Here is a 12,493-nt window from a genome sequence, read left to right as displayed (position 1 = left end):
AGGGACTTATGCCTGATGACCTATGGGGTGCAAGTGATGCTGGATGTGGCCGGGGTTCTTCCCGATTTCGAGATCGAGGCGCTGGAGGCTGCGGGCGCGGTCCGCAGCACGCTCGCGCTGGAGCCGGGACAGATCCAGCCGGCGAGCCTGGACCTGCGCCTGGCGGAGGATGCCTACCGCCTGCGGGCGAGCTTCCTGCCCGGCAGGGACCGGGCCGTTGTGGACCTGCTGCAGGACCCCGGCGTACATCTCCATCGCATCGACCTGACCGAAAAAGGCACCGTGCTGGAGACGGGATGCGTCTATCTTGTGCCCCTGCAGGAATCGCTTCGCCTGCCCTCCGGGCTTGCCGCGCGGGCGAACCCGAAAAGCTCCACCGGCCGGATCGACGTGTTCACCCGGCTTGTGACGAATCGCGCAAAGGCCTTCGACGAAGTGCCGACCGGCTATTCCGGCCCGCTCTACCTGGAGGTCAGCCCCCGCACTTTTCCGATCATGGTACGGCCCGGCGACCGCCTGGCGCAGATCCGGTTCAAGCGGAAGAAGCCGGAAACGCTGAAGGAAAAGGTCGTGTCGATCGATCTGCAGCCTGAGCCGGGCCGGCCGGCCGGCTACCGCGCGAAGCACCATTCCGGCGTCGTGGACCTGCGCGGGATCGGCGCGCATGAGGCGGGCCAGTTCTGGGAGCCGGTTTATCCGCGCAACGGGCGGATCGTCCTGAACCCAGAAGAATTTTACATTCTAGTGAGCCGCGAAACAGTAAAGGTCGCTCCCGACGAAGCCGCCGAGATGGCGCCGATTGCGCCGGAGCTCGGCGAATTCCGCGCGCACTATGCCGGCTTCTTCGATCCTGGTTTCGGCATGAACAAGGCGGGCAGCCGCGCGGTGCTGGAAGTGCGCTCGCGCGACGTGCCGTTCATCCTCGAACACGGCCAGCCCGTCGCGAAGCTGATCTATGAACCCATGTCCGCCCGGCCCAGGGGGCTCTATGGCGGACAGGGATCAAACTACCAGGGCCAGGGCCTGAAACTTTCCAAGCATTTCGCCGGCTGACGGATCAATCCGTGACCGGCGGAACCGGTTGCGGCGGCGCATCCTTGTCCAGTTCGTGCACTTCCGTGCGGCCAAGGCCGACATGGCTGTGGCCGCGGCTGTAGAGGAAGTAGATCGCGAGGCCGACGGCGCCCCAGATCGGAAGGACGAGTTTCGCGATCAGCGGCAAGTTCAGGTAGAGCCCGAGGCAGCCTGCAGCAGCCAGCGGCGCGACGACCCAGACCAGCGGTGTGCGGAATGGACGATGACGGCCGGGATCCGTGCGGCGCAGGATCATCACGGCGAGCGCCACCATGAAGAAGGCGAACAGCGTGCCGGAGTTTGAAATGTCCGCCAACTGACCAACCGGGAAGAAGGCCCCGGCGACCGCCACGCAGATACCCGTAAAGATCGTCATTTTCCAGGGTGTCTTGAACTTGGGGTGCACGTCAGCGAGCGATTCCGGCAGAAGGCCGTCGCGGGCCATCACGAAGAAAATGCGCGTCTGGCCGTAGATCATCATCAGGATGACCGAGGGCAGCGCGATCGAGGCGGCAAGGCCCACCAGATCGCCGACCATGCCGAAATTCATCAGGCGGAGGGTTTCTGCGAGCGCTTCCTTCGAGCAGGCGATGGGGTTTTCACCCAGCGCCTTCAGTTCGGCGCAGCGGTCTGCGAACGCGACGCCGTCCGGCGAAAGGACCATGCCGGCTGCATCGCGGATCGGCTGGGCGCCGACCGTGCCGACAACGCCGGCAGCAACGAGCAGGTAGAAGATCGTACAGATGCCGAGCGAGCCGATCAGGCCGATGGGCACGTTGCGCTGCGGGTTCTTGGTTTCTTCAGCTGCAGTGGAGACCGCATCGAAGCCGACATAGGCGAAGAAGATCGAGGCCGCAGCCCCGACCACGCCGAGACCGTTTTCACCGAAGAAGCCGGTGGGCATGAGCGGCGAGAAGTTCTCACCCTTCAGGATCGGAAGGCTGAGCACGATGAAGGCGGTGAGCGCGGTGACCTTGATGGCCACGAGGATCACGTTGACGTTGGCGCTTTCGCTGGTGCCGAGAACGAGCAGCCAGGTGACGAGGCCGGCCACGACGATGGCCGGCAGGTTGATGACGCCGTGGCTGAAATCAACGGTTGGGATGAAGCCATTCATGCCCCAGGCTGGTCCCGACGCGAGGAAATCCGGCAAGGCCAGGCCGGTCGTACTCTGTACCAGCCCCATGACGTAGCCCGACCAGCCGACGCACACCGCCGAGGCGGCCACGGCGTATTCGAGGATCAGCGCCCAGCCGACCATCCAGGCCATCAACTCGCCGAGCACGGCATAGGTATAGGTGTAGGCCGAACCTGAGACCGGGACCATTGAGGCAAGTTCGGAATAGCACAGCGCAGCAACCGCGCAGACGAAGCCCGCGATCACAAAAGAGAACATCATGCCAGGGCCGGCCTTCTGGGCGGCGGCGGCTGTCAGCACGAAAATACCCGTCCCGATGATGGCGCCGATGCCCAGCATGGTGAGCTGGAAGGCGCCCAATGAGCGATGAAGCGACTTCTTTTCAGCCGTCGCCAAAATGGCGTCGAGCGACTTAACCCGATCAAAGATCATCTGCATGGGTCCTGGTTGGTTGCTGCCCGGCCATGCCCCTCGCACGGCCCCTGATTTATCCGAAGCCTATCTGAATGGATGGCGGACGCAAGACGGGCCCCGCGTGCGCGACAGCTTTCTGACCCCGCTGCAGGCTCCGGCAGAGAGAACGCAGACGGCGGGCATGTGGTTGCCCCGCCCCTCGCCTGACAGCCTTGCCCGCAGCCGTGTTACAGCGCGCCTCAAAGGAGAACCGCGCTATTTTCCAGCGTCAAAACGGGGCTGGACCGGAACGGCCTAGAAGCTGAAAGGCGGGAGTGAGTCGAACGCCTTTTTCAGCGCGTCGCCCCAGCCATTGGAAATGGTCCTGAAATAGGGATCGTCCGCCTCGATCCGTTTGCTCGGACCGAGCCGCAGGGCGTCTTTCACGATCACCTGCATATCGAGTGGCAAGCCGACCGACAGGTTCGCCTTGATGGTGGAGTCGAAGGAAACAAGCAGAAGCTTGGCGGCATCCTCGATGGCCATGTCGGGATCATAGGCGCGCACAAGAATGGGCCGGCCGTACTTGGTCTCGCCGATCTGGAAGAAGGGCGTGTCATCGCTCGCCTCGATGAAATTGCCTTCCGGATAGATCATGAACAGGCGCGGCTCCATACCCTTCACCTGCCCGCCGAGAATGAGCGTGGAATTGAAGGAAGAGTCCGCCCACTGACCACTCATGGCGTTCGACTGGATCACTTCGCGCAGGGTCTCTCCCACATGGCGGGCGATCTGGAACATGGTGGGCAATTCCAGGATCGACGGGCGGCGCTCGGACGGCGCCTTGGTGCGCTCTTCCAGGAGGCTGACCACGGCCTGCGTCGTTGCGAGGTTTCCCGCCGTCATCAGCACCAGCGCGCGCTCGCCCGGCACCGACCAGGTGAACTGCTTGCGGAAGCGGGAGATATTATCGACGCCGGCATTGGTGCGGGTGTCAGACAGGAACATAAGACCGCTGGTGAGCTTGAGACCGACGCAATAAGTCATGGGAGGAAACCGTGAGGCGTAGTTCTTATTGTTGTTGCACCTGGATCGACACGTCCAGCGATTCGCTGGAGGCGCCGAAACGCATGCCAGAGACCGGAGACGCCTCCCGGTAGTCAAGGCCTGTCGCCACGCGAACATAGCGGCTGTCCGGCGAGATCGCGTTCGACACGTCGAAGCCGACCCAGCCGAGCCGGTCGACATGGACTTCCGCCCAGGCATGGCCGGCATCCTGCTGGACCCGGTCGTTCATCATCAGATAGCCGCCGGCATAGCGGGCGGGATACCCGAGCAAACGGGCTGCCGCGATGAAGACGTGGGCATGATCCTGGCAGACACCCCGCCCGGCTTCGAGCGCGTCCTCCGCCTTGGTGTCGGTGTCGGTCCAGCCGGGCTCGTAGGCGATCGCCTCGCGCACCTGCCCGGCGATGGCGTGGAGGCGCGCAATGTCGCCTTCCGACGCATCCGGCGAGGCTTTCACAAGCTTGCGCAATAGCGGCCCCGGCCGGGTGAGCGGCGTGGTACGCTGGAACAGCCAGAGCGGCGTGAACCCGCGATGCGCGCCGATGACGCCGGCACGGTCCTCGACCTCAACTTCGCCTTCGCTGGAGATGGTCAGTTCCTGTCCACCTTCATTGAGGCTGATCAACTGCACCCAATTGGCATTCTGGTCCTCGAACTCGGCCTCGACCTTGCCGCCGTCGACGTGAAGATCCCAGCGGATGATCTCCTGACCGACCCGTGATTTCGGAGTCTGCCGGATTTGAAGCAGCCCATAGGAAACCGGGCTGTTATAGCGGTAGCGGGAGGCGTGATTGATCTTCAGGCGCATCGCACTTGCCTCAATTGTTGAACCGGAAGTCCTGCTCGACATGCCCGGCAAGAACGTTGTTGCAATTGATGAAGTAGGTCAGGAATTCGTGCAGACCGCGCTCCATTACCTGATCGATGTCGAGTTCCTCCAGCTCGTCACGCAGGCCGAGCACGAAATCGAGGCTGGGCCGGCGCACGCCATAGTCCGAACACAGATAACCGAGATTGCCGGCGATCTTGCGCATGCAATAGAGCAGCGAGCGCGGCATGCGGCGATCGAGGATCAGGAAATCCGCGATGGTGAGCGGACGCGTCTCGCCGCCATGCAGCCAGCGGAAGGAGCGTTCCGCAGACGCCGAACGCAGGATGGTTTCCCATTGCACATTGTCGAGCGTGGATCCGACGAGCTGCACCGATGGAAGCAGCACGTAGTATTTCACATCAAGGATGCGGGCGATGTTGTCGGCCCGTTCGATGAAGGTACCGATGCGGGCGAAATTGTAGATATCGTTACGCAGCATCGTGCCGACGGTGGCGCCGCGCACCAGGGCGCTTTGCTTGCGGATCATGCCGAGCACATCGGGAAGATCCGTTTCGCGCACCGGCCGGGCGAGCGTGTCCTTGAGCGTGATCCAGGTTTCGTTCACCGCTTCCCAGACTTCACGGGTCAACGCCGTGCGCACGAGCCGCGCATTGTTGCGTGCCGCCTCGGTCACCGAAATGACGCTTGACGGGTTCTGTGGATCGCGCAGCAGGAAGTTGATCACGCTCGGCCCGTCGAACTTGCCATCGACGGCCGCGAACGCGGCCCTCGCCGAGGCGGTGTCGATGATCGAGGCCCACTCGTCTTCGGCATGATCCGAACGCGTGAGGGCGATGCGAAAGCCGGCATCGGCCAGACGCGCGGTATTCTCCGCCCGTTCGAGGTAGCGGTACATCCAGAACAGGCCGCCTGCGGTTTTGCCCAGCATCGCGCCTAGTCCTCCAGAACCCAGGTGTCTTTGGTGCCGCCGCCCTGGCTTGAATTGACGACGAGCGATCCCTTCTTCAGGGCAACGCGCGTGAGGCCGCCGGGCGTGATCTCGATTCCGTCCGGCGACACCAGCACGAACGGGCGAAGGTCCACATGGCGCGGCGACAGTCCGGCGCGCGTCAGGATCGGCACGGTCGACAGCGCAAGGGTCGGCTGCGCGATATAGTTGCCCGGCTTGGACGCGAGCTTGGCCCGGAACGCTTCAATTTCCTTCTTCGACGCAGCGGGCCCAACCAGCATGCCGTAGCCGCCCGATCCGTGAACTTCCTTCACGACGAGTTCGGACAGGTGTTCAAGCACATAGGCGAGCGAAGACGGCTCCGAGCAGCGCCAGGTGGGCACGTTCTTCAGGATCGGCTTTTCGCCCGTATAGAACTGCACGATATCCGGCATGTAGGAGTAGATCGCCTTGTCGTCGGCGATGCCGGTTCCCGGCGCATTGGCGATGGTGATACCGCCCGCGCGGTAGATGTCGAGGATGCCGGGAACCCCGAGATAGGAATCGGGCCGGAAGTTCAGCGGGTCGAGATAGTCATCATCGACGCGGCGATAGAGCACGTCGATCGGCGTGTAGCCGAGCGTCGTGCGCATTGCGATCCGCCCATCGACGACGCGCAGGTCGTGACCCTCGACCAGTTCGGCGCCCATCTGGTCGGCAAGGAAGGCATGCTCATAATAGGCCGAGTTGTGTATGCCCGGCGTAAGTACGGCCACCACTGGACGGCCGGTGCAAGCGGGCGGCGCGCAGGCGGCAAGCGAGCGGCGCAGCATTTTCGGATAGTCACTGACGGGCCGGACACGGATCTTCGTGAACAGTTCCGGAAACATCTGCAGCATCGTCTCCCGGTTCTCCAGCATGTAGGAGACGCCGGACGGGGTGCGCGCATTGTCTTCGAGCACGAAGAACTCGTTCTCGCTGGTGCGGACCAGATCCACGCCCACGATATGCGTGTAGATGTTTCCGGGGGGCGTGACGCCGATCATCTTCGGCAGGAAGGCATCGTTGTTCTCGATCAGCTCGGCTGGCAAGCGCCCCGCGCGGATGATTTCCTGACGGTGGTAGATGTCATTGAGGAAGGCATTGATGGCCCGCACACGTTGCTCGATGCCCCGCGTCAGCCGCGACCATTCCTTGGCTGAAATGATGCGCGGCACGATGTCGAACGGGATCAGCCGTTCGTCAGCCGCCTCGGAGCCATAGACATTGAACGTGATGCCGGTGCGCCGGAAGAAGGTTTCCGCCTCGCGCGCCTTGCGGCGCAGGCGTTCGGGCGGCTCGCCCGCAAACCAGTCTCCGTAACGGGCATAAGGTGCGCGCGGACGCTCACCGTTGCCGTCCATCTCATTGAAAAACGTTGGAGTTTCTCCCATGCGGCCACCTTACGCGGGTTTTACCCGGGCTCAATGGCCTTCGCTCAAGAGAAACAGCCTGCCCAGCCTTGCCAAAACCGCGGGCAAACGGCCGGAAGGCCTGCCTGAAAATTCAGCAAAGCATTAAGGCGCGACCGGCACCAGCGGCCAGAAGATCGGAATCACGAAGGCGGCAACGACGACAAAGGTCAGGTTCAGCGGCAGGCCGAATTTGACGAAGTCGAGGAACTTGTACCCGCCTGCCCGGTAGACCAGCGTGTTCGTTTGGTAGCCGATGGGTGTCGCGAAGCTCGCACTGGCGGCAAACATCACAGCGACAATGAAGGGCCGCGGATCGATGCCGATCTGCTCAGCAAGACCGATGGCGAGCGGCGTGATCAGGATCGCCGCCGCGTTGTTGCTCATGATCTCGGTGACCATCGAGGTGAAGAAATAGACGATGACCAGCAACGCCAACGGCCCCATGCCGGCAGAAATCGTGCTGAGGAAGCCGACCACCAGCGCCGCCGCGCCGGTCTTCTCCATGGCGATTCCCAGCGCCAACATGCCGAAGATGAGCATCAGGATATCCCAGCGGATCGACTGGTAGGCTTCCTGGTGATCGAGGCAGCCGAACGCAACCACAGCCGTCGCCGCGATGATCGCGAGGCCCGCGATCGGCATCAGCTCGATCGCGGCGAGCCCCATGACGAGCAAGACCGCGCCGATCGCGATGGGCGCCTTGTCGCGACGGATCGACCGCTCTGTACTTTCGGTGAGATTGTTGAGAGCGCCGTCATCGAACATCTCGCGCATGCCGCGCGGCGGACCTTCAACCAGAACGGTATCGCCCACCTCGAACCGCAATTCGTCGATCTGGCGGGCCATGTTTTCCCCGCGCCGGTGGATCGCCAGAACGTAGACGCCATAGAGACGGGCAAGGCCAAGCCCGGCCAGCCGGCGGCCGATGAGGCGCGATTGCGGTCCGATCACGCCCTCCATCACCACGGTCTCGGTCGTCTGCACCGGCTCGAACGATGCCGGCGCGTTGACCTGCGCGCCGATGGCGACATTGCCGGCTTCTTTCAGGGTCAGCATTTCCGAAACCGGTGAGCGCAGCACCATCCGGTCGCCCGCCCGCAGGACGATCTCCTTGAGATTGGTGCGCAGCGACAATCCCTCACGGAATACATCGATGACGGTGAACCCCTTCTCGGCCGTGAAGCCCGTTTCGGAGATTTTCTTGCCGACGAGGTCAGAGCTCAGAGGGATCAGGATCTGCGCGACGAAGCGGCGCTCCTTGTTGTCGGGCAGCATGGAAGACAGCGTCTCCCGCTTCGGCAGCAGGAACGGCCCGAGCACCGATACGTAAAGAATGCCGACGGCGGCAAACATGATGCCCGCCATGGTAATCTCGAACATGCCGAATGCAGGCATGCCTTCGCGCTGGGCCACACCGTCGACCAGAATGTTTGTGGACGTACCAATCAAAGTCGTGGTGCCGCCGAAGATGGCGGCGAAGGACAAGGGGATCAGCAGCTTTGAGGGCGACACGCCGATGGCCCGCGCCAGCCGCATGGCAACCGGGATGAGGATGATCACAACCGGCGTGTTGTTGATGAAAGCGGACAAGACCATCACGCCGACCATCATGGCGACAACCGCCAGGATCGGCGAACCGTTCTGGGCAAACCGCGCAACGATTCGTCCCACGAAATCGATCACACCCGTCCGCTCCAGCGCGGCCGACAGGACAAACATCGCCGCAACGGTGATCGGCGCGGCGTTGGAGAAGACCGACAATGTGTCGCCCACCGACAGGATGCCGGTCAACATGAGCGCGCCCATCGCCAGGAGCGCGACCACGTCGGCCGGGATCTTTTCCCGAACGAAACCAAAAAACACAATGACCACCAGCAACAGCACGAAGCCGATCTGGAAGGTCGAGCTCTCGAGGATCGGTGCGAGCATGTGGGTCCCTGGCGCAATTGACACCGCCCCCAGACAAGCCTGAACCGCGCCCCAGCGCAACTGTCTGACGGTGTTGTAAATCTTACTCGCCTGTTGAGTGGAAGATGGTAAGGCGGGCGCCTGATGACGGATCACAAAGCAGATTCAGACCGGATACCGCGCCCGCCCGCACCTGCGGATCTGGAGGCGATGCGCACCTTCATCCAGGCCAATACGCGTCTGGAGCGTGTGGCCGGTCTGGACTTCGTGCGCGGCGGCGAACGGCGTCCGATGCAGGTCTGGCAGGCTGATGAAATCACTCCGGTCTGGACCGCAACCGAAGCCGATCTGGAGCGCCAGGGACTGGAGCCGCCCTTCTGGGCCTTTCCCTGGGCAGGCGGCCAGGCGGTCGCGCGTCTGATTCTGGCCCGGCCGGACCTCGTCGCGGGCAAGCGCGTCCTCGACATCGCCGCGGGCGGCGGACTGATCGGACTGGCCGCCGCCTTGGCCGGTGCCGCCGAGGTGTTGGCCAACGACATCGATCCGCTGTGCGAGGCCGCGGTGTCCCTCAATGCTGAGGCGAACGGCGTGACAATCGGCTGGCGCGGGGGGAACCTGCTGGACGCGCCGCCGCCGGGCGTGGACGTCATTCTCGCTGGTGACATCTTCTATCAGAAACAGATGGCGGAGCGCTTTCTCGCCTGGCTGGCGGCCGCCAAGGCCCAAGGCACGCAGGTCTATGTCGGCGATCCGGGCCGGGCCTACGCTCCAAAGGGCGGCATTCTTCCGCTCGCCGAATATGACATCTCGACCAATCTGGACCTCGAAGGCGTCAGCATGCGCCGGGCGCGCGTCTGGGCGTTGTAGCTGCAATGCCGGGGGCAGACTGGAGCGGGTAGACGGAATCGAACCGACATACACAGCTTGGAAGGCTGGTGCATTACCATTATGCTATACCCGCCCGTCAGGGCCGCGAAAGCGGCGGCATTGGCGGGGTGGTGGAGGGAGCTGGATTCGAACCAGCGTACGCTAGGCGGCCAGATTTACAGTCTGGTGGATTTAACCACTCTCCCATCCCTCCACGGGACCCGCGCCAACGCCGTTTGACGCCGCCGCGCCGTCGCTTCAAAAGGGCTGTTTCCAAACCCCCGATCCACGCCGGAAGCGGCCTTATAAGGATGAACCTCATGGCGCGCAACCATACAAAACGGCCCGGCAGCAGGCCCCCCGGCGGTCCGCAAGGCCGGCCGGACCAGAGCCGTTTTGCCCGTCCGGAGCGGGAAGTCGAGGGCGGGCCGGTCTGGCTGTGGGGCACCCATGCTGTGCTGGCGGCCCTGGCCAACCCGGATCGCCGGTTCCATCAGCTGCTGGTGACCGAAAATGCGGGCCAGCGCCTGCCCCACACGCAAATTACCCCGCAGACCGTGCAGGCCCGCGACCTGGACAACCGCCTGCCACCCGGCGCCGTGCACCAGGGCATCGCCGTGAAGGCCGAGCCGCTCGAGCCGGTGGCGCTGGAAGACCTGATCGCCGAGGGCGCGACCCGCATCGCGGTGCTCGACCAGGTGTCGGACCCGCACAATCTGGGCGCGATCTTCCGTTCTGCAGCCGCCTTCGGCTTCACCGGGCTGGTGCTGCAGACCCGAAATGCGCCGCCGATCACCGGCGTAGTGGCCAAAAGCGCCGCCGGTGCGATCGAAACCGTCGCCGAAGTGCGCACCGTCAACATCGCCCGCGCGCTGGAGCAGTTGGGCGAGGCCGGCTTCCATACCGTAGGCCTCGCCGGCGAAAGCCAGCGCCCGCTCGACCTTGCCGTAAGGGGCGCGCCCAAGATCGCCGTCGTCCTCGGCGCCGAGGGTCCCGGCCTGCGCCCGGCCGTCGCCAAGGCCTGCGCCGAACTCGCGCGCATCCCCATCGCCGCCGAGATGGAGAGCCTGAACGTTTCAAATGCTGCCGCAATTGCCTTTTATGAGGCGAGCCGAAGCGGTTTTCCGACTGCCTGAACCTCTGCTAGTGTTAACTGAACCATCGGGGAGACCACGTCATGCTGCGCATCCTGTCCATTCTGCTCGTGCTTGGAGGTCTTCTGGTCGCCGGTCTCGGCGGCGCCGCCCTGTTGGAGCGATATGCCCCGAAAGAGATGGAAATGGCGGCCGTCGAATCGGCGCCCATCGAAGACATGGCGACCGACGCCATGGCCGAAGAACCCTACGACGCGGCGATGCCCGAACCTGAGCCGGAAGCCGCCGCGGCGCCGGCGGCCAAGTCGGCAGCCAGTGACGCCGTTTCCGGAGAACGGATGGCAGCGCCCGCCGGAGCGGGCGAGGATTTCGAATTCCAAGTCCAGCCCACAGCGAACGACGATCTCAACTTCAAGGTAGAGATGGAAGAAGGCCCGGGCGTTATGATGCCGCCTTCGCCTGGCGGCGCGGTGAGCGCCGAACCCGAGGCGTCGCCCGCAATTGCGGTGCCGGAGCCGACCCCGTCATTCGAGGACACGCTGAAGACTGTTCCGGTCGCGCACGAGACGCCGCGCACGGCCGAATACAAGCGCCAGTTCAACGTGACGTTCGCAATCGATGCAACCGGCGACGAAACGGCCGCCGATGCCTTGCCCGGACGTGGCATGATTGCAGAAGGCGAAGCCAAGGTGTCGGACCGGGTTGAGGTGCGCCTTTCCGGCGCGGGCTTCGAGATCGTCGAGACCTCGCCCGGCATCCAGAAACTTTCTCCGATCACGGAGAATACCTGGCGCTGGGCCGTCACACCCATGACCGCCGGCGAACAGGACCTGACGTTCGAGATCTTCGCGATCGATACCGATTCCGTCACGCCCTTGCGCACCTACCGTGACACGGTCACGGTCAAGGTTTCCGGCATCAACCGCGCCATCGCCTTTGCCGATCAGGCAAACCCGCTGTTTGTCCTGCTCGGCGGGCTCGGCTCTGCTATCGCCGGCCTGTTCGGCGCAATCCGCTTCTTCGGGAAGCGATAGTCGGCGTTGCGCCTTCATGTTATGTTGGCCTCAATGACGCAAAATGCGTTGGGGGGACTAAATGACGATCAAGGTATTCAGTGCCGGCTTTGGTCGCACGGGCACACTGTCTCTCAAGCAGGCGCTTGAGCAACTGGGCTTCGGCCCCTGCCATCATATGGAAGAGGTCATCAAGACCGGCCCGGCGCAGGTACAGCTCTGGAGCGCGGCGGCTGATGGCAAGCCGGACTTCGAGGCGATCTTCGAGGCGATCTTCGACGGCTATCATTCAGCGGTTGACTGGCCGACGGCCGCGTTCTGGCGCGAAATGGCCGCGGCCTATCCCCGTGCAAAGGTGATCCTGTCGTCGCGCACACCCGAAAGCTGGGTGAAGAGCTTCTCCGACACGATCCTGAAGGTCCTGCTCGACCGCCCCAACTGGCCGCCGCATATGACGGACTGGCTGACAATGGTCACGCGTGTCGTCATCGACCGCAGCCTGGGCGGTGTCACGGATCCTGCGGGCTTGATTGAAGTCTTCAAGGCGCATGAGGCGGCCGTAAAGGCGGCCATTCCGGCGGACCGGCTGCTTGTTCATTCCGCGAAGGATGGATGGGAACCGCTCTGCGCTCACCTCGGCGTGCCCGTACCCACCACGCCCTACCCGCGCACCAACAGCACGGAAGAGTTCTTCGAGCTGATGAAGGGCGCGGGCCCAAATTGA

The 12,493-nt window shown here is 63.6% G+C and carries 11 protein-coding genes and 2 tRNA genes; 5 read left to right on the top strand and 8 right to left on the bottom strand.

Features of this window, described 5'->3' with window-relative positions; translation table 11 throughout:
• The first annotated feature begins 15 nt into the window (after window positions 1–15).
• Window positions 16–1,053 (top strand): 2'-deoxycytidine 5'-triphosphate deaminase, encoded by a 1,038-nt coding sequence (locus tag GC148_RS12505; protein ID WP_291071131.1) that lies wholly within the window; start codon window positions 16–18, stop codon window positions 1,051–1,053.
• Between the two features lie 4 nt (window positions 1,054–1,057).
• Here GC148_RS12505 and GC148_RS12500 read toward each other — a convergent pair whose 3' ends face one another.
• The 6 genes from GC148_RS12500 to GC148_RS12475 all read right to left on the bottom strand — a co-directional run bounded on the left by GC148_RS12500 (window position 1,058) and on the right by GC148_RS12475 (window position 8,816).
• Window positions 1,058–2,644, bottom strand: coding sequence for an amino acid permease (locus tag GC148_RS12500; RefSeq protein ID WP_291071129.1), 1,587 nt, complete (start codon window positions 2,642–2,644; stop codon window positions 1,058–1,060).
• Window positions 2,645–2,920: 276 nt separating this feature from the next.
• Window positions 2,921–3,652, bottom strand: coding sequence for a proteasome-type protease (locus GC148_RS12495; protein ID WP_291071127.1), 732 nt, complete (start codon window positions 3,650–3,652; stop codon window positions 2,921–2,923).
• A gap of 25 nt (window positions 3,653–3,677) precedes the next feature.
• Window positions 3,678–4,481, bottom strand: a complete 804-nt coding sequence (locus GC148_RS12490; protein ID WP_291071125.1) for a transglutaminase family protein — start codon at window positions 4,479–4,481, stop codon at window positions 3,678–3,680.
• Window positions 4,482–4,491: 10 nt separating this feature from the next.
• Entirely contained in the window at window positions 4,492–5,433 is a 942-nt protein-coding gene (locus tag GC148_RS12485; protein WP_291071123.1) for an alpha-E domain-containing protein, read from the bottom strand.
• Between the two features lie 5 nt (window positions 5,434–5,438).
• Entirely contained in the window at window positions 5,439–6,866 is a 1,428-nt protein-coding gene (locus tag GC148_RS12480; RefSeq protein WP_291071121.1) for a circularly permuted type 2 ATP-grasp protein, read from the bottom strand.
• A 123-nt stretch (window positions 6,867–6,989) separates the two neighbouring features.
• Window positions 6,990–8,816: an SLC13 family permease gene (locus GC148_RS12475; RefSeq protein ID WP_291071119.1), complete on the bottom strand. Its 1,827-nt coding sequence runs from the start codon at window positions 8,814–8,816 to the stop codon at window positions 6,990–6,992.
• A 123-nt stretch (window positions 8,817–8,939) separates the two neighbouring features.
• Between GC148_RS12475 and GC148_RS12470 the strand changes: the two genes are divergently transcribed.
• Window positions 8,940–9,662 (top strand): 50S ribosomal protein L11 methyltransferase, encoded by a 723-nt coding sequence (locus GC148_RS12470; RefSeq protein ID WP_291071117.1) that lies wholly within the window; start codon window positions 8,940–8,942, stop codon window positions 9,660–9,662.
• 20 nt (window positions 9,663–9,682) lie between these two features.
• On the opposite strand, the gene GC148_RS12465 is transcribed toward GC148_RS12470, so the two are convergent.
• Together GC148_RS12465 and GC148_RS12460 are read right to left on the bottom strand one after the other, a co-directional pair.
• Window positions 9,683–9,756 (bottom strand) — tRNA-Gly (locus GC148_RS12465).
• A 35-nt stretch (window positions 9,757–9,791) separates the two neighbouring features.
• A tRNA-Tyr gene (locus tag GC148_RS12460) sits at window positions 9,792–9,876 on the bottom strand.
• Between the two features lie 106 nt (window positions 9,877–9,982).
• Between GC148_RS12460 and GC148_RS12455 the strand changes: the two genes are divergently transcribed.
• The 3 genes from GC148_RS12455 (at window position 9,983) to GC148_RS12445 (ending at window position 12,493) form a co-directional block, all read left to right on the top strand.
• Window positions 9,983–10,798, top strand: a complete 816-nt coding sequence (locus GC148_RS12455; RefSeq protein ID WP_291071115.1) for an RNA methyltransferase — start codon at window positions 9,983–9,985, stop codon at window positions 10,796–10,798.
• A gap of 41 nt (window positions 10,799–10,839) precedes the next feature.
• Window positions 10,840–11,790, top strand: a complete 951-nt coding sequence (locus tag GC148_RS12450) for a hypothetical protein (RefSeq protein ID WP_291071113.1) — start codon at window positions 10,840–10,842, stop codon at window positions 11,788–11,790.
• Between the two features lie 61 nt (window positions 11,791–11,851).
• Window positions 11,852–12,493 (top strand): sulfotransferase family protein, encoded by a 642-nt coding sequence (locus tag GC148_RS12445; RefSeq protein WP_291071111.1) that lies wholly within the window; start codon window positions 11,852–11,854, stop codon window positions 12,491–12,493.

The organism is Hyphomonas sp. (assembly GCF_016125515.1).
Lineage (GTDB): Bacteria > Pseudomonadota > Alphaproteobacteria > Caulobacterales > Hyphomonadaceae > Hyphomonas.
This window is presented reverse-complemented; position numbering and strand designations above follow the sequence as displayed.

What these genes read in the sequence shown, in the direction of transcription:
- GC148_RS12450 (WP_291071113.1), top strand. Translation starts at nt 10,840, where the DNA reads ATGCTGCGCATCCTGTCCATTCTGCTCGTGCTTGGAGGTCTTCTGGTC.
- GC148_RS12490 (WP_291071125.1), bottom strand. Translation starts at nt 4,481, where the DNA reads ATGCGCCTGAAGATCAATCACGCCTCCCGCTACCGCTATAACAGCCCG.
- GC148_RS12480 (WP_291071121.1), bottom strand. Translation starts at nt 6,866, where the DNA reads ATGGGAGAAACTCCAACGTTTTTCAATGAGATGGACGGCAACGGTGAG.
- GC148_RS12470 (WP_291071117.1), top strand. Translation starts at nt 8,940, where the DNA reads ATGACGGATCACAAAGCAGATTCAGACCGGATACCGCGCCCGCCCGCA.
- GC148_RS12485 (WP_291071123.1), bottom strand. Translation starts at nt 5,433, where the DNA reads ATGCTGGGCAAAACCGCAGGCGGCCTGTTCTGGATGTACCGCTACCTC.
- GC148_RS12445 (WP_291071111.1), top strand. Translation starts at nt 11,852, where the DNA reads ATGACGATCAAGGTATTCAGTGCCGGCTTTGGTCGCACGGGCACACTG.
- GC148_RS12495 (WP_291071127.1), bottom strand. Translation starts at nt 3,652, where the DNA reads ATGACTTATTGCGTCGGTCTCAAGCTCACCAGCGGTCTTATGTTCCTG.
- GC148_RS12475 (WP_291071119.1), bottom strand. Translation starts at nt 8,816, where the DNA reads ATGCTCGCACCGATCCTCGAGAGCTCGACCTTCCAGATCGGCTTCGTG.
- GC148_RS12500 (WP_291071129.1), bottom strand. Translation starts at nt 2,644, where the DNA reads ATGATCTTTGATCGGGTTAAGTCGCTCGACGCCATTTTGGCGACGGCT.
- GC148_RS12455 (WP_291071115.1), top strand. Translation starts at nt 9,983, where the DNA reads ATGGCGCGCAACCATACAAAACGGCCCGGCAGCAGGCCCCCCGGCGGT.
- GC148_RS12505 (WP_291071131.1), top strand. Translation starts at nt 16, where the DNA reads ATGACCTATGGGGTGCAAGTGATGCTGGATGTGGCCGGGGTTCTTCCC.